This is a genomic window from Streptomyces sp. NBC_00513 (assembly GCF_041431415.1).
In the GTDB taxonomy this organism is placed as follows: domain Bacteria; phylum Actinomycetota; class Actinomycetes; order Streptomycetales; family Streptomycetaceae; genus Streptomyces.
This window is the reverse complement of the sequence record NZ_CP107845.1, coordinates 6249710-6273088: the sequence shown is the minus strand read 5'-3', so window position 1 is coordinate 6273088 and position 23379 is coordinate 6249710. Positions and strand designations below refer to the sequence as shown.

The following is a 23379-nucleotide window of genomic DNA, read 5'->3' as shown; positions in this document are numbered from 1 at the left end:
ATCTGTACCCGACGACGAGGAACGACCCGACGTGAACCAGGTCCCCGGCATCAAGCTCAACAACGGCACCCTCATGCCCCAGCTCGGCTACGGCGTCTGGCAGGTCCCCGACGACGAGGCGGAACAGGCCGTCACCACCGCCCTGGAGGCCGGCTACCGCAGCATCGACACGGCCGCGATCTACGGCAACGAGGAGGGCACCGGCCGGGCCATCGCGGGCGCCGGGGTGCCGCGCGAGGAGCTGTTCGTCACCACCAAGCTGTGGAACGGCCCGGACCGCGTCTGGGGCCGCGACGAGGTCCTGCGCGCCTTCGACGAATCGCTCTCCAGGCTGGGCCTCGACCACGTCGACCTGTACCTGATCCACTGGCCGCGCCCCATGCGGGACGACGTCCTCACCACGTGGAAGGCCTTCGAGGAGATCGCCGCGAGCGGTCGCGCCAAGGCGGTCGGCGTGTCGAACTTCCGCCCCGAGGACCTGGAACGGATCCGGACCGTGAGCGACCTGGTTCCGGCGGTCAACCAGATCGAACTGCACCCGCTCTTCCCGCAGAGCGCGCTGCGCGCCCTGCACGCCGACCTCGGCATCGCCACCGAGGCCTGGTCCCCGCTCGGCCAGGGCAAGGAGCTGCTCACGCTTCCCGCCGTCGCCTCGATCGCCGCCAAGCACGGTCGCACCGCCGCGCAGGTGGTACTGCGCTGGCACCTCCAGCTCGGCAACATCGTGATCCCCAAGTCCGTGACGCCCGCGCGCATCCGCGAGAATCTGGATGTCCTCGGCTTCGAACTGGATGCCGACGACATCGCCGCGCTGGACGCCCTGGGCGCCGGCACGGCGGGCCGGCAGCTCGGGCCCGACCCGGCCGTCTTCGACATGTGAGCGAGCCGAGGGTGTGCGGGTGAACGTTCCTGACGGGGTCTACCGACTCCGCAACGTGGGCAGCGGGCTGCTGCTCCAGGTGGAGAGCGGGAACCGGGTACGGGTGGGGCCGGACGGCCCGCCCGCGCCCGCGTCCGCAGACCAGTGGGAGATCTCGCCGGTGTACGGCGGCGGTGGGATCTTCCACGTGGTGAGCGTGCACAACGGCAAACGGCTGGACGTCGCGAACGCGTCCGTGGACAGCGGGACCCGGGTCCAGGTGTGGAAGGCCAACGCGTTCGGCGCCCAGGAGTGGATCGTCGAGGAGCACCTGGACGACCCCGGCGTGGTCTCCCTGATCGCCGTCATCAGCGGGCTCCCGTTGGAGGCTGACGAGGAGGGGCGGGCCCGCCAGTGCGAGGACACCGACTCGCCGGCCCAGTGGTGGCGCCTGGAACCCGCCTGACCCGCCACTCCCGCCCGCGCCCTTCGTCCCCGCCCCTTCGTCGCCGCCCGTCCGCCGCCAGTCCGCCGTCAGTCGCGTACGAAGGCGGCCAGGCGGTACGTCGGGGCCGCGCGCGGAACATCCTGTTCGGGCAGCGCCCCCAGCCGGGTCGCGACCTCCTCGACGGTGGCACCCCTGGGTAGCACGCGGGACGCGTACCGTCCCGCGCGCAGCGCCTCGGCCGCGCCGCGCGGGGTGACGCCCTGGCCGAAGCCCGTGAACAGGGTCTCCCCGCACGGCCGCAGACCCGCCTGCGCGGCGTAGGCCGTCACCTCGGCCGAGGCGTCCGCCGGGGTCGACGTGAGATGCGGTGCGAGCACCTCGTCGATGTCGCCGCCGACGTCGTGGGCGGCGTCCTTGTCCACGGTGGTGACGAACACCCCGCCCGGCCGCAGCGTCCGCGCCACCTCCGCGATCAGTCGCGGCACCACCCCGGGCTCCCGCAGCAGGTGCAGGAGCCACACCGCGCTCACGGCGCCCACCGACCGGGACCGCACCGGAAGCCCGGTCCCGGAGGCGATCACCACCGGGATCCCGCGCCGCGCCGCCATCGTCGCCATGCCGTACGAGGCGTCCGCGCCCAGTACCCGCAGCCCGGGGCGCCGCAGTCGGGCGGTGACGATGCCCGTGCCACAACCCAGATCGAGCAGGGTGCGCGCGCGGGCCGGGACGAGGTCGAGCACCGCGGCCGCCGCTGCCTCGGCGCGCGGGGCGCCGCCCCGGGTGGCGTCGTAGGCCTCGGCCTCGGCGTCGTAGTCGAGCGGGGAACGCGGTATCGGCATCAGTTCGCCCCGTGGGCGGGAGCCAGGGCCTCCAGTCGTTCGGCGAGGGCGAAGTCGGTCTCGGTCACGGCGTCGCCCGCGCTGTGGGTGTTCACCGACACGCGGACCGTGTCATAGCCCAGGGTGAGGTCCGAGTGGTGGTTCAACTCGTCCTGCACCGACGCGATGTGGGCGACGAGGGCACTCGCCGCGAAATGGCTGCCCAGCCGGTAGGTGCGCAGGATCCGGTCGTCCTCGAAGGCCCAGCCCGGGAGTTCCCGCAACCGGTCCTCGATCTCCTTCTGGGAAAGCGGCTCGCCCGACATCCGCACACTCCTTCACGACTCGGTCGGCTCCATCGCCTGACGTGGGGTCAAGGTTCCCACAGCGCGGGCCCGCCGGCGGGTCCCGCGCGGCGGTGCGTGCCGGCGCGTCCGCGCGTCGTCGCCGCGGCGGCCGGCCCCGGACCGCGGGCCGGGCCCGCTGGGCTACCGTCGGGACATGACGACGGTGAGTGTGGGCGTGATGCTGCGCACCTGGCGGGAGCGGCGCGGGATCAGCCAGTTGGAGCTGGCGGGTCGCGCCGACTCCTCGTCGCGGCACATCAGTTTCGTGGAGACCGGCCGTTCCCGGCCGAGCGAGGAGATGGTGCTGCGGCTCGCGGAGCACCTGGACGTCCCGGTGCGGGAGCGCAACGCCCTGTTGCTGGCGGCCGGCTACGCGCCCCGCTACCCGCACACCCCGCTCGACGACCCGTCGATGGAAGTCCTTCGGGACTCTCTGGAGCGACTGCTGGCGGGCTACGAGCCGTATCCGGCGCTGGTCGTGGACGCCACCTATCAGGTGATCGCCGCGAACCGGGGCGTCGCGCTGCTGCTGGACGGCGTGCCCGAGCACCTGCTGGCGCCGCCGCTGAACGCGATGCGGCTGACCCTGCATCCGCAGGGCCTGGCCGCGCGGATCCTCAACCTGCGGGAATGGCGCGGGCACCTGTTGGAACAGATGGAGCGGCAGATCGCCCTGTCGCGCTCGGAGCCGCTGCGCGCGCTGTACGAGGAGGTGGCGGCCTACCCCGTGGCGGAGCGGGCCGATCACGGGGAGCCGCGGCAGGCGGTCGCGAACATCGCGCTGCCGCTGCGGATCGAGCACGACGGGCACGTCCTGTCCTTCGTGTCGTCCATCTCCACCTTCAACACGCCGATGGACGTGACCGTCGCCGAGCTGGCCATCGAGACCCTGCTGCCCGCCGACCCGGCGACGGTGAAGTACCTGCGCTCACTGGTCCCCTGAGGCCACACCGCGCAGCGCGAGCCACTGGGCGAGCGCGAACCCGGCGACGACGAGCGCCTGTGCCGGGATCCACACCGCGCCCGCGACGGTCGGGGTGAACCACAGGAGTGCCGAGGCCAGACTCAGGGCCACCCAGAGGCAGTTGGTCTCGATGACGAGGCGGACGGGGAGGACCGGCGGCGGGAGGCCACCCACCCGACGCCCGCCCCGTACAGGGCGAGGATCGCTCCGAGGACGAGCAGGGTCGTCGAGTCGACGCCCAGGAGTCGGCCGAGCGGCGCGGAAAAGGCCAGGTAGGCGAGCCCGTTGCCGGTGGTGACCAGTGCGTCGAGCGCGAGGAACCGGCGCAGCACGACCCGGGGTCCGGTGGTGTGGGCGATGCCGGCGAGGGGGGTTGCGGACATGGTGGATCGACCTCCGTCGAGGATCGGATGCGCGAGGTGGTGGGACACCGGGTCCCGGAGCCGAGTGCGCGACCCCGGAACCCGATGCGTCCCACTGTGCCGACGGGCCGGGGCGGGGTCGATTACCTCGGGGGTAAGGGCTCTGGGTAAGGGCTCTGCCCCGAGGTCGTGCGCAGGCCGCGGGTGCCCGACTCCTTCGAGCGGGTGCCCAACTTCTTTGAGGTGGAGCGAAGGGAAGGTGGGGGTCGCGCTGGTTCGGCGCGGGGGTGCGGGCTAGGCTTCGGGCAGCCCGAACGCCCGAGCGACATACGGAGAGTTTCCGGTGCGAGCCGCCGCCCGACCCGACCTGACCGCGCTCCGGGACCGTGTCGACAGGCTGGCGCGGCAGCGCGGACAGGACCCGGCCGACGTGCTGTCCGTCGAGCGGCTCAGCCACCTCTCCGGCGTCGATCCGGAGCTGATCCCGCGGGTCTTGGCCGGCGAAGCTCCCGAAGTCCCCCTGACCCGGCGGGTGCACCGTCGTTTCCTGCGGCTGCGCGAGACTCGGCGTGACAAGCACGGCCGGGAGTGGTCGCTCGCCGCCGTAGCCGATGACTTCGGGGCGCCCGGCGCCTCCCTGGGCCCACTCAACGCGGGTACGGGACTGCCCGGGTTGGGGCACGCGGCCGGGATCCAGCGGTTCTTCGGGGTCTTCGCGGGCTTCCTGCTGGCCGACAACAAGAGCGCGGTGGAACGGGCCCTGGCCGGCGCCCCCGCCGGGCGGGGCGCCCCCGACGACCTGGACCGTCTGTCTTTCCTCACCGGCATCACCCCCGAGGCCATCCGCCTCACCCTCGACGGCCGGCCGGCGCGGCTTCCGCTGCGGCAGCAGGTCCGGGAGCGTTTCGAGCACCTGCGCCGCACCCGGCCCCGGGAGGACGGGCGGCCGTACTCCCTGACGGCCATCGCGCGTTCCTTCGACGCGTCGGGGCAGTCGCTGACCCGCCTCGCGCAGGGCGAGGGCCTGCCCAGTCTGGCCGCGGCCGCCGGGATCCAGCGGTTCTACGGGGTGGAGGGCGGCTTCCTGCTGGCCGATGACACCGAGGCGCTGGCCGCTGCCCTGGCCGGGATCGAGCACGAGTTGGGGTCGGCCGCGCACGAGGCCGAGAACCCGATGCTCGCGGTCCTGCGGGCACACGACGTACGCAGCATCGTCACCCGCGCCGGACTGCTCTCCCCCGCGGGCTGGAAGTCCCTGGCCGACCACCTGGACGATCTGCTCGCCCGGGAGGGCCGTCTCGACGTCCGCCCCACCGGGGACCCGGGGCCTGCCGGCAGGGGCCCGGTACGGGGCCCCGAGGGGGGCGCGCCATGAGGGCCACCCGGGCTCCGCGTGGTTCCGGCTCCGACTCCGACCCAGGCCACGGCCGGCCCGCCCGAGTGACCCTCGGGCCGCGCGCTGCGGCGCCCCGCCGATCCCCCGCCCCGCCCCGTTCCCGGGTCGACGCACGAACCCCGCCCCGCTCCCGGGAGGTTCGACCGTCCATGGCGATCGGACGGGTCAAGTCCCGGATCGACAGGGCCCGTTGACCGGACGCCGGCCGCACCCCCCGGTGGCCCGAGCACACCACTTCACTTGTGTCGCCGTCTCCCGTGCGGCCCCGACAGAGAGCCACCACACGATGCCCCAGCCTTCCGCACCCCGTCATGTCGTCGTCATCGGCGGCAGCATGTCCGGCCTTCTGACGGCAGCCGTCCTCGCCGAACACGCCACGGTCACGATCATCGACGCCGACACGCTGCCCGAGGGCCCCGCTCCGCGCCGCGGCCTGCCGCAGGCCCGCCACGTGCACGTCCTGTGGTCGGGCGGGGCGCGCGCCATCGAGGAGATACTGCCGGGCGTCATCGGGGAGTGGACGGCCGCGGGCGCCCTGCGTCGCAGCCTGCCCGTCGAGCTCGTCACCAAGGCCGCGGAGGGCTGGTTGCCACGGTGCGGGGAGAAGCAGTTCAGCATCTCGTGCAGCCGCGACCTCCTCGACTCGGTGGTTCGCGCGAAGGTCCTCGGCCTCAAGGAGGTGCGCACCCTCCAGCGGAGCCGGGTACGGGGCCTGGAGGGCACGGCGTCCCGGATCACCGGGGTCCGCGTCGACACCCCCGAGGAGGAGGACCGGCTGATCACCGCGGACCTCGTCGTCGACGCGAGCGGTCGCGGCTCCCGGAGCCGGACCTGGCTCCAGGAACTGGGGGTGGGTGAGATCGAGCAGGCGGAGGTCGACTCCGGTCTGGTCTACGCGACCCGGATCTTCGAGGCGCCCGCCGGAAGCCACGCGATGGGCTTCCCCATCGTCAACGTGCAGTCCGATCCGCGGGTGCCCGTGCCCGGTCGTACCGCGACGATCGTCCCCATCGAGAACGGCCAGTGGCAGGCCACCCTCTCGGGCACCCGCGGCGGCCAGCCGACCGCCGACCCGGACGCGTTCATCCCGTTCGCCATGGAAGTGCGGGACCCGGTCGTCGGCGAGTTGCTGAAGGGAAAGAAGCCGCTCACCGAGGTGTCCGTGACCCAGGGCACCGCCAATCGCCGCGTCTTCTTCGAGAAGGCCGACCTGCCCGAGGGCTTCTTCGCCGTCGGGGACTCCGTCGCCACCTTCAACCCGCTGTACGGGCAGGGCATGTCCGTCGCCGCCCGCGGGTTGCTGGCCGTACGCGACCTGCTGCGCGCCCGGGGGCTCGCCACACCCTCCGTGGGACGTGCGGCGCAGCGCGCGCTCGCCCCGCAGGTCTCCACGGCCTGGGAGCTCGCGACCTCGCAGGACATCCTCTACCCGGAGGCGACGGCGACCGGCATGAAGTCCAGGCCGGGCTCCGCGCTGGTGACGCGGTACGTGAGCCGGCTGATGACCGGCGCCACCACGCAGGAGCAGCTCACGGGCGCCTTCCTCCAGGTCATCACCATGAGCAGCCCGCCCACCCACTGGTTCCGCCCGGACGTGCTCTGGCGCGTGCTGCGGGCCTCCGGGGAGGGTGCCCACAAGGCGGCGCCGCTCACGGCGGCCGAGCGGACCATGGGCGGGCTGGACCGGCCCGGGAGCCCGGGCGCCGAGGACGGCCCGGTCGGGGGCGACCCGAGCGGCGCCCCCGCCGACCCGGTCGGCCGCCCCTGAGGCGTCGTACGGGGCCGGGCGGGACCGGGCAGCGGCCGCGGGCCGGGGAAACGGGACGCCCCGGCCCGAAGGGGGCCGGGGCGGTCGTCGTACGGGATCGGGCGTGCGGCCGGGTCAGAGCTCGGCGAGGTCCAGCCCGGCCTGCGCGGCGGCGGCCCGCACGGTCTGCTCCAGGAGCACGGCGATGGTCATCGGGCCGACACCGCCGGGGACCGGGGTGATCAGGGCGGCGCGGGCGGCGGCCGACTCGAAGTGGACGTCGCCGACGTTGCCCGCGTTGTAGCCGGCGTCCAGGACGACGGCGCCCGGCTTGATGTCCTCGCCCCGGATGAACTCGGCCTTGCCGACGGCGGCGACCAGCACGTCGGCCTGGCGCACGATCGAGGGCAGGTCCACGGTGCGGGAGTGACAGTAGGTGACGGTGGCGTTGCGCTCCAACAGCAGCATGCCGGCGGGCTTGCCCAGGATCGCGCTGCGGCCGACGACGACGGCGTGCTTGCCGGTCAGGTCCACGTCGTACTCCTCCAGGAGGCGCATGATGCCGCCGGGGGTGCAGGAGACGAAGCCGGGCAGGCCGAAGCCCATGGCGGCGAAGGAGTGCATCGTCACACCGTCGACGTCCTTGCCGGGGGCGATGGCCTCGAAGGCGGCCCGCTCGTCGATGTGGTGCGGCACGGGGTGCTGGAGGAGGATGCCGCTGATCTCCGGGTCCTCGGAGAGCGCGGTGAGGGCGGCGACCAGTTCCGCGGTGGTGGTCTCGGCGGGGAGCTCGACGTGGCGGGAGGTGATCCCGGCCTTGGCGCAACGGTTCTGCTTCATCCGTACGTAGGTCACGGACGCGGGGTCCTCGCCGACCAGCACGGTCGCCAGACAGGGGGCGGTGCCGGTGCGCTCGGTGATCTTCGCGGCGTGCGCTGCGGTCTGTTCCGAGATGCGGCGGGCGACGGCGGTGCCGTCCATGAGCCGGGCGGTCTGGGCAGTCGTCATGGGATCTCCTGGGCGTCGCTGCGGAATCGCGGTTCGCCCAGGCGCGCGGCAGTCGACGTACCCACCGGTACGCCGGGCCGCTCCCCGGTGGTGATCCACCCGAACGCCAGTCACGGCCCGCCGCCCACTGTAGTCGACGCCCGCGCGCGGGCGTCGATACCCGGTGGAGGACCGGCTTGCGGCCTGCGACGATCGGGGGATGACGCGTACTTTCGACCATCTTGTCGCCGAGGCCGAGTCCGTTTCCGTGGACGGCTGGGACTTCTCCTGGCTCGACGGCCGCGCCACCGAACAGCGCCCCTCGTGGGGTTACCAGAAGCTCCTCGGCGAACGTCTGTCCCGGGTCTCCTCCGTCCTCGACGTCCAGACCGGTGGCGGCGAGGTGCTCGCCGGGGCAGGCGTCCTGCCGCCGCTGACGGTGGCGACCGAGTCCTGGCCGCCGAACGTCGCCAAGGCGACCCGGCTCCTGCACCCGCTGGGCGCGGTGGTGGTCGCCGACTCCGACGAGCCGCCGCTGCCCTTCGGGGACGAGGCCTTCGAGCTGGTCAGCAGCCGGCATCCGGTGACCGTCTGGTGGGACGAGATCGCCCGCGTGCTGACACCGGGCGGCACGTACTTCTCGCAGCAGGTCGGTCCGGCCAGTGTCTTCGAGCTGGTGGAGTACTTCCTGGGCCCGCAGCCGGAGGAGGTCCGGCGCGGCCGGCACCCCGATGACGCCGTCGCCGACGCCCGGAAGGCGGGCCTGGAAATCGTCGATCTGCGCTCCGAACGACTGCGGACGGAGTTCAACGACATCGGAGCCGTGATCTACTTTCTACGGAAGGTGATCTGGATGGTGCCGGGCTTCACGGTCGGGCACTACCGGGACCGGTTGCGCGAGCTCCACGAACGGATCGAACGCGAAGGCCCGTTCGTCGCGCACACCGCCCGCTTCCTCGTCGAGGCCCGCAAAACGGGCTGAGCCGGGAGGGCGCGGGAGGGCAGACGGATCCACGTCGGATCGGTTGCGTCGCCACAGCGTGGCGCAGGTCACTCAATTCAGCGCGTAACGAATCGACTCGGGCATGCGATGAACCGACAGGTGTCCTCGCGCGGCCCCGGAATACAGACCCCCCTCGGGTCTGTTTCCCGAAGTCGCGCGATGATGTCCCGCTCACCCCTTATCTGTTCGCAACGAGAGGCTCCTTGTGTCGCTCAGCCCGTCCCGTACGTTCCCTCCGGAGATCGCCGAATCGGAGGCCCTCGTCGCGCTCGTCGAGCGCGGCCGCGAGCAGGGTCACATCAACGGTGATGACGTGCGCCAGGCCTTCGAGGCCGGCCGCATCCCGGTGGACCAGTGGAAGCGGGTCCTGCGCAGCCTGAACCAGGTCCTGGACGAGGAGGGTGTCGCCCTCCACGTCAGCGCCGCCCCCGCCACCAAGGCCGCTGCGAAGAAGCCGCGCAAGGCTGCCGCCCCGGCCCGCACCGTGACCAAGAAGGCCGCCGCCGCGCCGCGCCCCATCGGCGCGCGCAAGACGGCGGTCCCCGCCACCGCCGCGGCGATATCCGCACCGTCGGCCTCCGGGACCGAGGAGGAGGTGGCGGCCGAGGCCGCCGCCGAGCCGAAGAAGCGGACGGTCAAGAAGACCGCCGCGAAGAAGGCGACGGCCACGAAGAAGACCGCCGCCACGAAGAAGGGCGCCAAGGACGGCGACGAGGGCGAGACCCCCGCTGCCGGGGGCGAGGACTGGGCGGCCGAGGACCTGGCCGACGAGGCCGAGGAGGAGACTCCGAAGGTCGGCGGGACCCAGGGCTTCGTGCTGTCCGACGACGACGAGGACGACGCCCCGGCGCAGACCGTCATGGTCGCCGGTGCCACCGCGGACCCCGTCAAGGACTACCTCAAGCTGATCGGCAAGGTGCCGCTGCTCAACGCCGAGCAGGAGGTCGAGCTCGCCAAGCGCATCGAGGCGGGTCTCTTCTCCGAGTACAAGCTCGAAGAGGAGGAGGACCACAAGGCCACGTTCAAGCGTGAGCTGGAGATCCTCGTCGAGGACGGTCGCCGGGCCAAGAACCACCTGCTGGAGGCCAACCTCCGTCTCGTGGTCTCCCTCGCCAAGCGCTACACGGGCCGCGGCATGCTCTTCCTGGACCTGATCCAGGAAGGCAACGTCGGTCTGATCCGCGCGGTGGAGAAGTTCGACTACACCAAGGGCTTCAAGTTCTCCACGTACGCGACCTGGTGGATCCGGCAGGCGATCACGCGTGCCATGGCCGACCAGTCGCGCACGATCCGCATCCCCGTCCACATGGTCGAGATCATCAACAAGCTGGCCCGTGTCCAGCGGCAGATGCTCCAGGACCTCGGTCGGGAGCCCACTCCGGAGGAGCTGGGCAAGGAACTCGACATGACCCCCGAGAAGGTCATCGAGGTCCAGAAGTACGGCCGTGAGCCGATCTCCCTGCACACCCCCCTGGGTGAGGAGGGCGACAGCGAGTTCGGTGACCTCATCGAGGACTCCGAGGCGGTCGTGCCGGCGGACGCGGTGTCCTTCACCTTCCTCCAGGAGCAGCTGCAGTCGATCCTGGGGACGCTCTCCGAGCGCGAGGCGGGCGTGGTCTCCATGCGGTACGGCCTCAACGACGGCCAGCCGAAGACCCTGGACGAGATCGGCCGCGTGTACGGGGTCACCCGTGAGCGCATCCGTCAGATCGAGTCGAAGACCATGTCGAAGCTGCGTCACCCGTCGCGTTCGCAGGTGCTGCGCGACTACCTCGACTAGAAGCGGGCACGGGGGCCCGGGGCGGTCGGCAGACCGTCCCGGGCCCCCGTGGCGTGTACGGCTGAGGCTTGGGCGGTCCGTACGGGCCGCCCGCCGGTCAGGCGGCCGTGGCGCGCTGCCTGCGGGCGGACATCACGGCGTGGACGACCACGCCCACGAAGAGGAACAGCACGCCCTGGTACACGGCCGCGTACCCGGAGCCGGCCACGAGCCACATCGAGAAGGCGAAGGCCGCGCAGGCCAGGACGGTGTCACGGACCAGCCGGCCGCGGTGGACGCGTGCGGACTGCCCCGAGACCAGGAAGTAGATCTGGGCGGCGCTGGAGAGCAGGTACGGGACGGTCGCCGTGAAGGTGGTGACCAGCACCAGGATCTCGAAGACCCCCTCGGTGCCCGCGGTGTAGTTGTAGACGGTCAGGGCCGAGGCCAGGACGACGGTGACGAGGACCCCGACGATCGGGACCCCGCGCCTCTTGGTCTCGAAGACCTTCGGGAAGAGCCCGTCCTTGGCCGCGGCGTACGGGGTCTGCGCGCTGAGCAGGGTCCAGCCGTTGAGGGCGCCGACCATCGAGATCACCGCGGCGCAGGCGACGAGGGTGCCGCCCCATGTTCCGCCGAACATGGCGTCGACGGCGTCGCTGAAGGGGGCCTCGGAGGTGACGAGCGTGGCGTGCGCGACCAGGCCGAAGACGGACAGGGTGCCGAGCAGGTAGACGGTGGCGGCGCCGGTGGTGCCCAGGATGGTGGCGCGGCCGACGTTGCGGGCCGGGTCGCGGACCTCGCCGGCGCTGACGGCGGCGGACTCGACCCCGAGGTAGCTGAAGAGCAGGATCGCGGCGGCGGCGGAGATCGCGCCGACGGCGCTCTGGTCGGTGGCCTGGAAGGGACCGAGGTTGGCCGGGTCGAAGAAGAACAGCCCGCCGACGGCCACCAGCAGCAGCGGGGCGAACTTCAGTACGGTGGAGACCAGTTGGACGGCTCCCACGTAGCGGGTGCCCGCGAGGTTGGCGAGCGCGGGCAGCCACTGGACGGCGAGTGCGCCCAGGCACATGGACCACTTGTGCTCGCCCATGGCGGGGAAGAGCACCGTGAGGTAGCCGACGGCGGCGACCGCGAGGGCGGCGTTGGAGACCCAGGTGGTGATCCAGTAGCTCCAGGCCGCGAGGAAGCCGGCGAAGTCGCCGAAGGCCGCGCGGGCGTAGACGTACGGGCCACCGGTCTGCGGGTTGCGTTCGGCGAGCCGGCCGAAGACGAGCGCGAGGGCGATGGCGCCGACGGTGAGCACGGCGAAGGCGACGAGGCTGATCGTGCCGAAGGGGGCCACCGCGGCGGGGAGGAGGAAGATCCCGCCTCCGATGATGTTGCCCATGACCAGGCAGGTCGCGATCGGCAGGCCGAAGCGGCGGGCGTGCGGGCTCGCCTGTTCGTCGGTGGGGACGGGGGCGGGGAAGGGGGTGGTGCTCACGGTGGTGCTCACGGTGGTGCGCCTCTGGTGTTTCACATGCTGGACAGGTCGACACATCGTCGGGCACCGTCAAGGCCGCACCAAATCAGCGGGTTTCGTCCTGTACGGACAGCTCTACGGAAGGAAGGATTCCGCTCACGTCGGGCTTCGGCGGGTGATCCTGCGGTACCGCGGCCGTGGACGGGGCGGCCAACGGGACCTGCGGGCCGTCCGCCTCGCGGAGCCACCGCCGCAACACCTCGTGCACCGCTTCGGCGCCGACCAGCCCGGTCCCCGGGTCCGACAGTTCGGTGGGCCACATCAGGAACGGGTGCCCCTGCTCACCGCCCAGGCCGCCGTGCGAGCCGATCTGCTCCTCGAAGGCGTGCACGGTCCCGTCGGCCGGGTCGAACGCCGAATTGACCATGACGTCCGCCACGTGCGGGAAGGAGTCGGTCCGCCGGACGGCGTCGGCCGCGCCCGGCCCGAAGTCCGCCAGCAGCCGCTCCGCCGCTCCCGGCTCGTCCAGCCGGGCCACCGCGCCGCCGGGGCCCAGCACCTCGCCGTCGACCAGCAGGAACCCGACCCCCGGATGGTTGGCCAGCGTGGCCAGCAGCGCCGGGTGGGTCCGCTCGATCCACGCCCGATCGGCCCGCCCGGGCAGGTCCGGGAAGGAGATCAGCCCGAGGTTCCCCGACGCCAGGACCACCGGGTCGGAGCCACCCGTCGGGTCGGCCTCCTCGCCCTCTTCCACCGGCCTGTTCAGGGCCGCGCGGACCGCCGCGCGCGCCTCGGCGCCGCTGCGGGTGCCGCCGGCCCGGCGCGAGACCGGGAGCCCGCATCCCGCCCGGACGAGGTCCTTGAGGGTGAGGCCGTACCGGCCCAGGAAGGTCTCCCCCGGGCTCTGGCCGTGGTCCGAGAGCAGCACGATCCGGTAGGCGCGGGGCGCGTGCTCGGCGACCCGGGCGATCAGCGCGAGGCTCCGGTCGAGGCGGGAGAGCACCCGGTCGGTGTCCCGGCCGTGCGGGCCGGAGTGGTGCGCGACCTCGTCGTAGGCCACGAGGTCCGCGTAGACGCAGGCGCGGCCGGCGAGCATGTCCCCGATCACCGCCGCGACGACCACGTCCCGCTCGACGACGGTGGCGAAGGCCCGGATCATCGGGTAGAGGCCGCCGCGGCCCACGCGCGGCACCTCGTGCCGGATCCGGGCGCGGATCGACTGCCCGATCTCGCGGCCCACCTCGGCGACGAAGGAGAGGGCGGTGCGGACGGCGTTGGCCGGGTCCGAGAAGTACGCGAAGTAGCCCGCCCGGGAGCGGTTGGCCCGGCCGCGCCGCGCGGACACCGACAGCACCAGGGCGAGCTGGTCGGCGCCGCCGCTGAACAGGTTGCCGCGGCTGGCCCCGTCCAGGGTGAGCAGTCCCCCGTCGCCGGTCCGCTCGATGGCGCGGCGCTGGAGTTCGGCGGCGCTGGTGGGCCGGTTGCACACCACGATCTCGCCGGTGTCCTTCTCGTACCAGCGGAAGGCGGGCACGTCGAAGTTCGAGCCGTGCAGGATGCCGAGCTGGCTGGCACCCGTCTGGCTGGACCAGTCCGTGCGCCAGGACATGACGCGGTGGCTGCGCTCCAGCCAGTCGCCGACGGTGGGCATCGCCTCGGACCCCGCGGCCCGGCGCAGCACCTCGTACCCGACCCCGTCGAGCTGGAGGAAGACCAGCCCGGGGGGACTCTCGCCCGCGCCGGGGGCACCCGAGCGCAGCTGCCTGCGCCGGCGCCGGTCGGCGAGCCGGTGGAGCCGGCGGCGGTACGCGTCGTCGTCGCGGACGGCCAGGGCCGTGGACGTGGCCGACGCCACCGCGGACATGACCGCGGCGACGACCACGGCCGTCTCGGGGGCCACCTCGCCGCGCCCGTCGGGGATCAGGTTGAGCGCGATCAGCAGCAGCGAGCCGTTGAGGAAGAAGACGAGCAGCCCCAGCAGCAGGGCCGGCACCAACAGCAGGGCCCGGACCAGCAACGGCCACACCAGCGCGCTCAACAGGCCGAAGGCCCCGGCGCCCCAGGCGGCGGTCAGCGCGATGCGGGTGACGCTGTCACCGTCGTCGGACTGGAGCCGGAAGTCCGGCAGGATCCCGGCCAGGGCGAGCATGGTGAGCGTGGACACCGCCCACACGAGGATCACCCTCACCAGTGCGCCGCCCGCCGTGCGCCACCGTCCGCGCCACACTCCGTACCCCCGTTCGTGGTTCACTGCCAGCGTCGCACAGCGCCGCGAACGCGGCCGGGCGACACAGGTGGCGCACGAACGTACGGAAGCCGCCGGTCAGGTCGTGTTACGTACCGTCGTAGCCCGCCGTCGGCATGGACAGCCGGCGGTGCACTTCCGCCTTCATCGCGGAGGTGTACGTCGGCTCCTCCAGCCCGGCGGTCTCCAGCCGGATCCCGCGCCGCTCGCACTCGGCGGTGAAGTCCTCGACGGAACGCAGCGCCCGGGCCAGCACCCGGTGGTTGGCGGCGACGAACAGGTCGACCCGTCCCGCGTCGACGTCGGACCACAGTCCGCAGTGGTCGTGGCGCAGGCCGTAGACCAGCAGGTGCCGGGTGACGACGTGGCCGCGGTCCGCGGCCCAGCGGGCGCACATCGCGTGCTGGCTGCGGGTGTCCACGGCGAAGGGGTCGACGTCGAGTTCCTCGAGCGGGGCCATGCCTGCGATAGCGGCCACGCGCAACTCATCCATGGCGCCCGACCCTACTCCGATCCGCGGCCGTCGAGGAGAGGGCTGTCGGGTTCCGATTGCGGGCGGTTCGACGGGACAGGATCTAAGGTCGACAGGACCTGTCGAGGGAGGGAGCACCGGTGCCGGTGGAGATCACCTGGTGGGGGCATGCCACGTGCACGGTGGAGGACTCCGGACTCCGGTTCCTGACGGACCCGCTGTTCGCACGCCGGTTCGCACACCTGCGGCGACGCCGCGGGGCGGTGCCGCCGCCGCAGGCGGCCGAGGCGGACGTGGCGGTGGTCTCGCACCTGCACTCCGATCATCTGCACCTGCCCTCCCTGGCCCGGCTCGCGCCGGGGACCCGGCTGTTGGTGCCCCGGGGCGCCCGCCGGGCCGTGCCGGGGCTGGCGCGGGTGGCGACGGCCCGGGGGCTGGCGGTCACGGAGGTGGCGCCGGGCGACGTGGTCCCCGTACGGGACGGCGTACGGGTCCGGGCGGTCAGCGCACGCCACGACGGCCGGCGGCTGCCGTACGGACCGCGGCTCGCACCGGCGCTCGGGTACGTGATCGAGGGCGCGGCACGGACGTACTTCGCCGGGGACACCGGGCTGTTCGACACGATGGTCGACGAGGTCGGGCCGGTGGACGTGGCGCTGCTCCCGGTCGGCGGCTGGGGGCCGTACCTGGGGGCGGGGCACCTGGACGCGGGTCGGGCGGCGCGGGCGCTGGCGGACCTCGCGCCCGCGGCGGCGGTGCCGGTGCACTACGGGACGTACTGGCCCATCGGCATGGACGCGGTGCGGCCGCACGAGTTCCACGCGCCGGGCGAGGAGTTCGCCCGGTTCGCGGGGCGGCTCGCGCCGAAGGTGACGGTGCGGGTGCCCGACCACGGCGAGCGGGTGCGGCTGCCGTGACCTGGCGCGACCTCCTCGCGGCGGCGGTCGGGCAGGTCCCGCCGGACGGCACCCGGCAGGCGGTCGGGTACCCGGCGCTGTTCCTGCTCGTGGCGCTCGGAGCACTGGTGCCGGTGATCCCGACCGGGGCGTTGGTGAGTTCGGCCTCGGTGGTGGCCTTCCACCAGGACAACCTGCCGTTCGGACTGCTGCTGGTGTTCGGCGTCTCGGCGTTCGCGGCGTTCGTCGGGGACCTCGCCCTGTACTGGCTCGGGCGGCGCGGGGTGCACTCGCGGGGCGGCTCGCGATGGCTGGAGCGGCTGCGGGGGCGGGCCACCCCGGAGCGGCTCGAACAGGCTCAGACGAAGCTCGACGAGCACGGCGTGCTGGTGCTGGTCGTCTCGCGACTGGTGCCGGCGGGCCGCATCCCGGTCATGTTGGCGTGCCTGCTGGCCGAGATGCCGCTGCGCCGGTTCGCGCGCGGCGACGCGCCGGCGTGCCTGGCGTGGGCGGCGACGTACGGCCTGATCGGGATCCTGGGCGGTTCGCTCTTCTCGGAACCCTGGAAGGGCGTGGCCCTCGCGGTGGGCCTGACCCTGTTGATCAGTGCGGCGCCGGCGCTCTGGCGCCGCGTCCGACGCGGTTCGGTCTGAGAACACGGGTCGGCGCACACGGGTACCGGGGGCGGTGCGTCAGAACGTGCGGGAGGCGCCGATCGGCAGGTCCCACAGCCGCTCGCGGTCCAGTCCGGCCCGCTCCCAGGCCGCGCGCACCCGGTGCAGGGGCTCCATGACCGGCTCGGCGGACAGGACGAAGGTGGCCCAGTGCATCGGTGCCATCCGCCGGGCCCCGAGGTCGAGGCAGGCCCGCACCGCCTCCTCCGGGTCGGTGTGCACGTCGCGGAGCCACCATCTCGGGGCGTACGCGCCGATCGGCAGCAGCGCCAGGTCCATTCCGGGGTGGCGGCGGCCGATCTCCGCGAACCAGTGCCCGTAGCCGGTGTCCCCGGCGAAGTAGACCTTCTTGCCGTGCTCCGTGTCGGTGAGGATCCACCCGCCCCACAGGGTCCGGCAGCTGTCGAGCAGCGACCGCTTCGACCAGTGGTGGGCGGGGACGAACTCGAAGCGGACGCCGCCCAGTTCGGCGCACTCCCACCAGTCGAGTTCCGTGACCCGCTCGAAGCCGCGGCGGCGGAACCAGCGTCCGAGGCCGGCGGGCACGAAGCAGGCCGTGTGGCGGGGCAGCCTTCTGAGGGTGGGGGCGTCGAGGTGGTCGTAGTGGTTGTGGCTGATCACCACCGCGTCGACGGGCGGCAGGTCCTCCCAGCGCACGCCGACGGGGGTCAACCGGGCGGGGGTGCCCAGGATGCGCCGGGACCAGACCGGGTCGGTGAGCACGGTCAGCCCGCCGGTCCGCAGGACCCAGCCGGCGTGGCCGACCCAGGTGACGGACACCGTCCCGGGCCGGGCCTCGGGCACGGGGGCGGGGGTGCAGGGCAGGTCGGGGATGCCGCGCAGCCCTTCCGGGCCGGGTCGCAGGGCTCCTTCGCGGGCCAGGCGGGCGAGCGCGCGGACGCCGGGCAGGGGGGTCGTCAGCCGATGCGCGAAGGAACGCGGCCACCGACGGACCTCGCCGAGCGGCCGGGGCACGGCCGCCTCGGGCGGGGCGGTGGGGGCGGCGGGGCCGACGGGGGCGGGGCGGTCGAGGTGGTCGGGCCGCAGCGGTGTCCGCCGGGTCGCGCCCGATCTCGCGGCTCCCCCGGCCGCACCGGCCGCACCGGCATCCGTGCGGTCCGTCATCGGGGAGTCTCCGTCCGCCATCGGGGAGTCTCCGTTCGCCGGCGGGGGTTCACTCGGCCAACCCGCCCAGCACGGACCGCAGCCGGCCCAACGCGTCCCGTACGTGCGGCAGCTCCAGGGGATCGGGGGCCGTGAGGGCGGCCAGCCGTTCCCGCGGGGTGGCCCCGAGCAGCGGGCCCGTCGACAACCGGACGCGCAGCCCGACGGGTTCGTCCGCGAACCGCTGCCCGCCGGGCGTCGGCGAACCCAACCGGCCGCCCAACCAGTCCTCCAGTTCCATCGCGTCGCCCACGCCCTGTCGGGCCAGCCCGGCCCGCAGCGGCGTCAGGTCGGCGTACAGGTGCCGGCCGGCCTGCGGAGGGCGGGCGAGCGCCCCGACGGCGAGGATCTCCCGGTGCGCGGCGGCGGCCACGGCGCCGTGCAGGGCCGCCGCCGCGAAGGCGCGGGCGGCGACGGCGTCGGGCTCGTCGAGGGCGTGCGCGGCGGCTCCGGCGACCGGACCGGCGATCAGGGCGCCGGTGGCGGTCAGCACGTCGAGGGTGCGGGCCCGCAGCCAGGTGCCGCGGGCGGTGGCGGGGAAGCGGATCACGGCGGCGGGCCAGCCGGCGGGCAACAGCGCCCCCGACAGGTCGACGAGGACGGCGGCCTGGGCGGGGAGCATCTCGGCGGGGCTGAGGACGAGCGTGTGGTGCGGCCGGTGGACGGTGTCGCGCCAGCTCTCGTCGCTGACGACGAACAGTCCCGCCTCCTCGGCCGCCTCGCAGGCCTCGCGCAGCATCTCGGGCGGCGGCACGGTCGCGGTCGGGTCGTCGGCGACGGAGAGCAGCAGGACGCGCGGGTCGCCGCCCTCGGCGCGGACCCTCCGTACCGTCTCCAGCAGGGCGTAGGGGTCGGGTACGCCACCGCACTCGGCCGGGGTCGGCACGTGGAAGGCCCGCCGTCCCAGCAGGCGGACCTGGGGGGTCCACCAGGCGGGACAGGGTCGGGGCAGCATCACGTCGCCGCCGTAGGCGCCGAGCAGCGCGAGCAGCAGCGCCGCGGCGCCGGGTCCGGCGGCCACGTTCTCGGGCTCGGTGGGCAGGCCGCGTCGGGCCCAGTGCCGGCATGCGGCCTCGCGTACGGACGCGCCGCCGCCCGGCGGTTCCGGCGCGGAGCGGTCCGCGGCCCCGGCGAGCACGGCGGTCAGCTCGGGCAGGACGGGCAGGCCGGGCGGGGGTGCGGGCGGCACGTACCGGACGGGGCCGCGCCCCTCCGCCGTCGTGCGCTGCCACCCCGCCGTCCCCGCCATCCCCGCAGTCCTTCCCGTGCACGCCACCGACCGACCATGACCTTTATACGGTTATTCGACCGGTTTCGCCCGTCAACCCCGGCACCCGAGCCGCACCGGCGGCCGAGCCTCGCCCGCAGACTCGGCGGCGCGACCGAATGGGCCGCCTCGCCGCCAGGCCCCTTGAGCCACAAGCCTGACGTCCACATGTCGAAACGCACATCTCATATGACGGGCAAGCGATTACGGTGATCACAGCGCACCCCAGAGACGAACTCGACGAGGAGGAGTCACCGCCATGAACGCCATGAAGGAGACCGCCGTCTACACGCACGGCCACCACGAGTCGGTGCTGCGGTCGCACCGTTGGCGCACCGCCGAGAACTCGGCGGCCTACCTGATCGGCGAGCTGCGACCGGGCATGGCGGTCCTGGACGTGGGGTGCGGTCCCGGCACCATCACGGCGGACCTGGCGGCGCTGGTGGCCCCCGGCGGGCGGGTGACGGCCGTCGACGCGGCGCCGGACGTACTGGGCCGGGCCCGGGCCCACGTCGCGGAGCGCGGACTGGCCGGGGTGGTCGAGTTCGCCACGGCGGACGTCCACGCGCTGGACTTCCCCGACGACTCCTTCGACGTGGTCCACGCCCACCAGGTGCTCCAGCACGTCGGGGACCCGGTGCGCGCCCTGCGCGAGATGCGGCGGGTGTGCCGGCCGGGCGGGATCGTCGCGGCCCGGGACGCCGACTACGCGGCGATGACCTGGTTCCCCGGGACGCCCGGCCTGGAGGAGTGGCTGAGCCTGTACCGCGCGGTCGCGCGCGCGAACGGCGGCGAGCCGGACGCCGGGCGGCGACTGCTGTCGTGGGCGCGGGAGGCGGGCTTCACCGAGGTGGCCGCCTCGGCCGGCGCCTGGTGTTACGCCACCCCGGAGGAGGTCGCGTGGTGGTCCTCGCTGTGGGCGGACCGTACGACGGCGTCGACGTACGCGTCGATCGCCACGAGCGGCGGCCACGCGACACCGGCCGAACTGACGACGATCGCGAAGGCCTGGCACGCGTGGGGCGCCGCGCCGGACGCCTGGTTCTCCGTCCTGAACGGCGAGATCCTGGCCCGCGCCTGACCCGCCGGTCGGGGGCGACCCGTAGGGGTGGGGTGCGGCGGCCTCCTCCCTGATCACGAGGTCGACTCCCGTACTTCCGGCCTACGTTGAGGCGGCACCTCACCCGCAGCCGACGAAGGGCAGTCCCCGCTCATGCGCCGCCTCACCATCACCGCCTCCCTGCTCCTCGCCCTCGGCCTGGCCGGCTCCGTCACCGCGCCGGCCGTGGCCGCGCCCACCGGTCCCGGGCGGGGGCCGACCGCCCCGGCCGCCGGCCAACCCGACGGTGCCGCCTTACACCGCGCTCTGGACGCGGTGATCGCCCAGGGCGTACCCGGTGCGGTGGCCGAGGTGCGCGAGGACGGGCGGGTGTGGCGCGGGGCGAGCGGTGTCGCCGACCTGTCGGGCAGGCCGGCGCGGGCGGACGACCGGTTCCGGGCGGGCAGTGTCACCAAGACCTTCGTGGCCACGGTGGTCCTGCAACTGGTCGCGGAGGGCCGGATCGCACTGGACGACCCCATCGGCCGCCACCTTCCCGGACTGATACCCGCCGGAGCCGACGGCGCCGAGGTCACGGTGCGCCAACTGTTGGACCACACCAGCGGCATACCGAACTACACGGACGTGCTGCGCCGACAGCCCGACCCGATCAGAACCCTCCAGCACAGCGCGTACACGCCCCGGGAGCTGGTCGCGATGGCCCTGCGGGAGCCGCGGGCGTTCGATCCGGGTGCCCCGGGCCACTGGCAGTACTCCAACACCAACTACGTCGTCCTGGGCCTGCTCATCGAGCGGGCCGGCGGCCACTCCCTCGGCCGGGAGATCGAGCGGCGCGTCATCCACCCGCTGCGTCTGACCGACACCCTGGTCCCGGCCGGCCCGAACCTGCCCGGACGGCACCTGAACGGCTACGAGTGGCTCGACGGCCCCGGCGCCACCCCCACGGACCTCACCGAATTCAGCGCCGGCGCCTTCTGGGGGCCGGGCAACATGATCTCCACCACAGCCGACCTCAACCGCTTCCAACAGGCCCTGTCCGACGGCCGGCTGCTTCCGCCCCGACTGCTCGGGGAGATGCGGGAGATGCGGGACACCGATCGCACGGGACGCTCGTACGGACTCGGTGTGGAGGCGAACACCACCGTCTGCGGCACGGGCCAGGGGCCGGTCCTGGGACACAGCGGCAGCGTGCCCGGCTACAACACCTACAGCTTCGCCTCGGCCGACGGACGGCGGCGGATCACCCTCGCGGTGAACGTCGACCTCACCAAGACCAAGGGCGCGGACGAGGCCATCGGCCGCGTCCTGGCCACGGCGCTCTGCCGGCCGGCCCCGCCCGCGCACCCCGCTCCGTAGCGGCCCCCTCGCCCCCTCGTACCGCCGCCGGGGCCGGCCGCCGCCTCAGGGGGACGGCTTCGGCGGGCGCATGCGGAAGTCGTACGCGGGCGGCAGCGGGCGATCGGTGAGCGTGGCCCACACCTCGGCCAGGGTCTCCTCGCCTTCCCGGAGGTCGGCGAGTTCGAGGCCCTCCTCGAAGACGCGGCGGGCCGCGGCCACATGGCCCTCAGCCGCGAGGAGCCGCGCCGCGAGGAGCCGGAAGCGGCCCTCCTCGCGGCGCGCCGGCCGCAGTCGGTCCCACACCGCGCGGGCCCGGTCCGGCCGGCCGGCCGCCAGCAGGGCGGTCATGGCCTCCCGCCCGAGCGCGGACTCGGCGGCCGGCCAACCGGCGTCCGCCCCGCTCTCGTCGGCCAGGTTCGCGAAGGCCTCCGTGTAGCGGTCGGCCGCCCGGTCGAGGTCGCCGGCCAACGCGTCGGCCTCCGCCAGGCACCTCAGCAGCGGCCACCGCGACGCCGCCGGCGCGAGCCCGCGCTCCCAACTGCGCACGGCCTGGGCGATGTCCCCGGCGTGCCACTGGGCCACGCCCAGGTGGTACTCGGTCAGCGGGTCGGCGGGCGCGGTCTCCAGCATGTCCCGCCAGTGCGGGGCGACCAGGCTGGGGCCGGGCGGGGCGGCACGCCCGGGCCGGGGGAACGTCCCGGAGCGCCACAACTCCAGCCAGGGGGCCTGCTCCTCCCCCAGGGTCGATTCGTCGAAGGGGGTGCCGGGCAGCTTGAAGCCCGCGCGCAGCACCTCCAGCGCGCCCCAGCCGGAGCCCGTCGCGAGCCGCTCGCCCGGTTCGGTGTCGGCGCTGCCCCGCCAGGACTCGTACGCCGCGTCCAGCCGTTCCCGGGGCAGTGCCGCCTCCAGGGCCTCCCCGGCAGCGGCGCGGGCGGCGTCCCAGTCGCTCCCGTGCACCGCCGAGGCGTCCGCCGACAGGGCTCCGTATGCCTCCAGCCAGCTGAACTCCGCCCCGCCGTCGAGGCGTACGTGTTCGAGTTGGGTGCGGGCCAGGCCGGCCTGGATCTCGGCGTAGCCGACCGTGCCCGGCTCCGTCAGCCACTCCTGCCAGCGCCGTCCGCCGGTGCCCGCGCCCCACGTGAAGAGCTTGCGGCCGCGCAACCGCCCGGTCGAACTCTGGACGAGCCCCCGCCCGTCGGCGTCGAGCGAGGCGATCCAGGGCCGGTCCGATTCCCGGACCTCGTAGAAGTAGTCGGCCGGATACGTGCCGCGCAGCGGGTACGTGCGGTCGACGCCCTCCCACTCCGGTACGGGGACACGGCGCAGCTCGCGTTCGTATCCGAAGTGCCAGGCCTCGTCCGCCGGGGCGAGGACACGGGTGCCGGCGTCCTCGGGGACCGCGATGTTGGACCACCAGTAGACGGGTGCGGGTCGCTCGTGCGGGTTGCGCACGCGGACGCCGACGTACAGGAACTCCGAGTCCTCGGGCAGCCACAGGTCCACCTGGAAGGGGGTCTCGCGCAGCCGCTCCCATTCCCACATCCGCAGCATCGTGGCGCCGTCGGGCCCGGGGACGAGCGCGGCGTGCAGGGGGGCGCAGGCGAGGGCGCCGTGCCCGGTGGCTCCGATGTTCCATTCGACGCCGCCGGAGAACCAGGCTCCGTTGAGGGCGAAGTTGGCGGGTTGGAACACCGGGTTGCGGTAGAGGAGTTCGCGTCCGGTCGCCAGGTGGACGAGGGAGTGGATCCGGCCGCCGAGTCCGGGCAGCACGGTGACGCGCAGGAGCGCGTTCTCGATGAGGATCGCCTCGCACTCGCGCCGCGCCCGCTCCCGTCCGTAACCGTCGCGGATCCGGACGGGCAGCAGCGAGCGCAGCGGCTCGTAGCCGATCTGCCGCGCCATGTCGCGGGGCAGGCCCCGGCGCGACCGCTCGTCCGGTTCGTGCACCCCGTCGGGCGCGCGCAGGGCGGGCAGGGGGTTCTCGGGGCCCAACGGGGCTCCGGGGAGGGTCAGTACGGCGGGTCGGACGGTGGTGGCCATGAGGGAATGGAACACGCCACGGGGGTCGGTGCACAGGGGTTCCGCGGATCACCACCGGTCAGGATTAC

20 protein-coding genes, 1 pseudogene and 1 riboswitch are annotated in these 23379 nt (G+C 73.8%); of the genes and pseudogenes, 11 read left to right on the top strand and 10 right to left on the bottom strand.

The features are described 5' to 3' along the window. Window positions 1-31: 31 nt before the first annotated feature. Entirely contained in the window at window positions 32-880 is an 849-nt protein-coding gene (locus OHA84_RS28670; protein WP_323181857.1) for an aldo/keto reductase, read from the top strand. Window positions 881-899: 19 nt separating this feature from the next. Continuing rightward, on the top strand, window positions 900-1325 hold the full coding sequence (locus tag OHA84_RS28665; RefSeq protein ID WP_053679991.1) for an RICIN domain-containing protein: 426 nt from the start codon (window positions 900-902) through the stop codon (window positions 1323-1325). 68 nt (window positions 1326-1393) lie between these two features. On the opposite strand, the gene OHA84_RS28660 is transcribed toward OHA84_RS28665, so the two are convergent. After that, window positions 1394-2146 carry a class I SAM-dependent methyltransferase gene (locus OHA84_RS28660; protein WP_266969120.1) on the bottom strand — a complete coding sequence of 251 codons (753 nt, stop codon included), beginning with the start codon at window positions 2144-2146 and terminating at the stop codon, window positions 1394-1396. Then, on the bottom strand, window positions 2146-2451 hold the full coding sequence (locus tag OHA84_RS28655) for a 4a-hydroxytetrahydrobiopterin dehydratase (protein WP_053679997.1): 306 nt from the start codon (window positions 2449-2451) through the stop codon (window positions 2146-2148). Before OHA84_RS28655 ends, OHA84_RS28660 begins: the two co-directional genes overlap by 1 nt. A 175-nt stretch (window positions 2452-2626) precedes the next feature. Between OHA84_RS28655 and OHA84_RS28650 the strand changes: the two genes are divergently transcribed. After that, window positions 2627-3415, top strand: a complete 789-nt coding sequence (locus OHA84_RS28650; protein ID WP_053679999.1) for a helix-turn-helix domain-containing protein — start codon at window positions 2627-2629, stop codon at window positions 3413-3415. Here the strand turns inward: OHA84_RS28650 and OHA84_RS28645 are convergent. Further along, window positions 3401-3819 (bottom strand): annotated as a pseudogene (locus OHA84_RS28645) (hypothetical protein). The gene OHA84_RS28650 and the pseudogene OHA84_RS28645 sit on opposite strands and share 15 nt — an antisense overlap. A 322-nt stretch (window positions 3820-4141) precedes the next feature. Here OHA84_RS28645 and OHA84_RS28640 point away from each other — a divergent pair. Together OHA84_RS28640 and OHA84_RS28635 are read left to right on the top strand one after the other, a co-directional pair. Continuing rightward, on the top strand, window positions 4142-5173 hold the full coding sequence (locus OHA84_RS28640; protein ID WP_053680003.1) for a hypothetical protein: 1032 nt from the start codon (window positions 4142-4144) through the stop codon (window positions 5171-5173). A 307-nt stretch (window positions 5174-5480) separates the two neighbouring features. Continuing rightward, window positions 5481-6962, top strand: a complete 1482-nt coding sequence (locus tag OHA84_RS28635; protein WP_266969123.1) for an NAD(P)/FAD-dependent oxidoreductase — start codon at window positions 5481-5483, stop codon at window positions 6960-6962. Window positions 6963-7076: 114 nt separating this feature from the next. On the opposite strand, the gene OHA84_RS28630 is transcribed toward OHA84_RS28635, so the two are convergent. Further along, on the bottom strand, window positions 7077-7949 hold the full coding sequence (locus tag OHA84_RS28630) for a bifunctional 5,10-methylenetetrahydrofolate dehydrogenase/5,10-methenyltetrahydrofolate cyclohydrolase (protein ID WP_266969125.1): 873 nt from the start codon (window positions 7947-7949) through the stop codon (window positions 7077-7079). 28 nt (window positions 7950-7977) lie between these two features. Then, window positions 7978-8073: riboswitch (ZMP/ZTP riboswitch) on the bottom strand. A gap of 75 nt (window positions 8074-8148) precedes the next feature. Here OHA84_RS28630 and OHA84_RS28625 point away from each other — a divergent pair. Together OHA84_RS28625 and OHA84_RS28620 are read left to right on the top strand one after the other, a co-directional pair. Beyond that, window positions 8149-8910, top strand: coding sequence for a methyltransferase domain-containing protein (locus tag OHA84_RS28625; protein WP_053680007.1), 762 nt, complete (start codon window positions 8149-8151; stop codon window positions 8908-8910). A gap of 226 nt (window positions 8911-9136) precedes the next feature. After that, window positions 9137-10711 carry an RNA polymerase sigma factor gene (locus OHA84_RS28620; protein WP_053680010.1) on the top strand — a complete coding sequence of 525 codons (1575 nt, stop codon included), beginning with the start codon at window positions 9137-9139 and terminating at the stop codon, window positions 10709-10711. A gap of 97 nt (window positions 10712-10808) precedes the next feature. Here OHA84_RS28620 and OHA84_RS28615 read toward each other — a convergent pair whose 3' ends face one another. The 3 genes from OHA84_RS28615 to OHA84_RS28605 all read right to left on the bottom strand — a co-directional run bounded on the left by OHA84_RS28615 (window position 10809) and on the right by OHA84_RS28605 (window position 14893). Next, the gene (locus tag OHA84_RS28615; RefSeq protein ID WP_371591472.1) at window positions 10809-12233 is read right to left on the bottom strand and encodes an amino acid permease; all 1425 of its coding nucleotides are present in this window, start codon (window positions 12231-12233) and stop codon (window positions 10809-10811) included. A gap of 28 nt (window positions 12234-12261) precedes the next feature. After that, window positions 12262-14382 carry a phage holin family protein gene (locus OHA84_RS28610; RefSeq protein ID WP_266950751.1) on the bottom strand — a complete coding sequence of 707 codons (2121 nt, stop codon included), beginning with the start codon at window positions 14380-14382 and terminating at the stop codon, window positions 12262-12264. A 106-nt stretch (window positions 14383-14488) separates the two neighbouring features. Beyond that, window positions 14489-14893, bottom strand: coding sequence for a hypothetical protein (locus tag OHA84_RS28605; RefSeq protein WP_266950518.1), 405 nt, complete (start codon window positions 14891-14893; stop codon window positions 14489-14491). Between the two features lie 119 nt (window positions 14894-15012). Here OHA84_RS28605 and OHA84_RS28600 point away from each other — a divergent pair, with 119 nt between their 5' ends. Together OHA84_RS28600 and OHA84_RS28595 are read left to right on the top strand one after the other, a co-directional pair. Next, window positions 15013-15789, top strand: coding sequence for an MBL fold metallo-hydrolase (locus OHA84_RS28600; protein WP_053680014.1), 777 nt, complete (start codon window positions 15013-15015; stop codon window positions 15787-15789). Further along, entirely contained in the window at window positions 15786-16421 is a 636-nt protein-coding gene (locus tag OHA84_RS28595) for a DedA family protein (protein WP_266950517.1), read from the top strand. Before OHA84_RS28600 ends, OHA84_RS28595 begins: the two co-directional genes overlap by 4 nt. Window positions 16422-16460: 39 nt before the next feature. Here the strand turns inward: OHA84_RS28595 and OHA84_RS28590 are convergent, their stop codons facing one another. Together OHA84_RS28590 and OHA84_RS28585 are read right to left on the bottom strand one after the other, a co-directional pair. Further along, entirely contained in the window at window positions 16461-17567 is a 1107-nt protein-coding gene (locus OHA84_RS28590; RefSeq protein WP_266950516.1) for an MBL fold metallo-hydrolase, read from the bottom strand. A gap of 49 nt (window positions 17568-17616) precedes the next feature. After that, the gene (locus OHA84_RS28585) at window positions 17617-18855 is read right to left on the bottom strand and encodes an aminotransferase class I/II-fold pyridoxal phosphate-dependent enzyme (RefSeq protein ID WP_266969129.1); all 1239 of its coding nucleotides are present in this window, start codon (window positions 18853-18855) and stop codon (window positions 17617-17619) included. 277 nt (window positions 18856-19132) lie between these two features. Between OHA84_RS28585 and OHA84_RS28580 the strand changes: the two genes are divergently transcribed. Both OHA84_RS28580 and OHA84_RS28575 read left to right on the top strand, forming a co-directional pair. Next, complete coding sequence (locus OHA84_RS28580; RefSeq protein WP_266950514.1) at window positions 19133-19954, top strand: methyltransferase domain-containing protein; 822 nt, start codon at window positions 19133-19135, stop codon at window positions 19952-19954. Window positions 19955-20086: 132 nt separating this feature from the next. Next, window positions 20087-21289 (top strand): serine hydrolase, encoded by a 1203-nt coding sequence (locus OHA84_RS28575; protein WP_266969131.1) that lies wholly within the window; start codon window positions 20087-20089, stop codon window positions 21287-21289. 45 nt (window positions 21290-21334) lie between these two features. On the opposite strand, the gene OHA84_RS28570 is transcribed toward OHA84_RS28575, so the two are convergent. Continuing rightward, window positions 21335-23311, bottom strand: a complete 1977-nt coding sequence (locus OHA84_RS28570; RefSeq protein ID WP_266969133.1) for a DUF5107 domain-containing protein — start codon at window positions 23309-23311, stop codon at window positions 21335-21337. Window positions 23312-23379 lie beyond the last annotated feature (68 nt).

What these genes read in the sequence shown, in the direction of transcription:
- OHA84_RS28585 (WP_266969129.1), bottom strand. Translation starts at nt 18,855, where the DNA reads ATGGCGGGGACGGCGGGGTGGCAGCGCACGACGGCGGAGGGGCGCGGC.
- OHA84_RS28575 (WP_266969131.1), top strand. Translation starts at nt 20,087, where the DNA reads ATGCGCCGCCTCACCATCACCGCCTCCCTGCTCCTCGCCCTCGGCCTG.
- OHA84_RS28580 (WP_266950514.1), top strand. Translation starts at nt 19,133, where the DNA reads ATGAACGCCATGAAGGAGACCGCCGTCTACACGCACGGCCACCACGAG.
- OHA84_RS28630 (WP_266969125.1), bottom strand. Translation starts at nt 7,949, where the DNA reads ATGACGACTGCCCAGACCGCCCGGCTCATGGACGGCACCGCCGTCGCC.
- OHA84_RS28570 (WP_266969133.1), bottom strand. Translation starts at nt 23,311, where the DNA reads ATGGCCACCACCGTCCGACCCGCCGTACTGACCCTCCCCGGAGCCCCG.
- OHA84_RS28625 (WP_053680007.1), top strand. Translation starts at nt 8,149, where the DNA reads ATGACGCGTACTTTCGACCATCTTGTCGCCGAGGCCGAGTCCGTTTCC.
- OHA84_RS28615 (WP_371591472.1), bottom strand. Translation starts at nt 12,233, where the DNA reads ATGTGTCGACCTGTCCAGCATGTGAAACACCAGAGGCGCACCACCGTG.
- OHA84_RS28590 (WP_266950516.1), bottom strand. Translation starts at nt 17,567, where the DNA reads ATGACGGACCGCACGGATGCCGGTGCGGCCGGTGCGGCCGGGGGAGCC.
- OHA84_RS28650 (WP_053679999.1), top strand. Translation starts at nt 2,627, where the DNA reads ATGACGACGGTGAGTGTGGGCGTGATGCTGCGCACCTGGCGGGAGCGG.
- OHA84_RS28655 (WP_053679997.1), bottom strand. Translation starts at nt 2,451, where the DNA reads ATGTCGGGCGAGCCGCTTTCCCAGAAGGAGATCGAGGACCGGTTGCGG.
- OHA84_RS28660 (WP_266969120.1), bottom strand. Translation starts at nt 2,146, where the DNA reads ATGCCGATACCGCGTTCCCCGCTCGACTACGACGCCGAGGCCGAGGCC.
- OHA84_RS28635 (WP_266969123.1), top strand. Translation starts at nt 5,481, where the DNA reads ATGCCCCAGCCTTCCGCACCCCGTCATGTCGTCGTCATCGGCGGCAGC.
- OHA84_RS28605 (WP_266950518.1), bottom strand. Translation starts at nt 14,893, where the DNA reads ATGGATGAGTTGCGCGTGGCCGCTATCGCAGGCATGGCCCCGCTCGAG.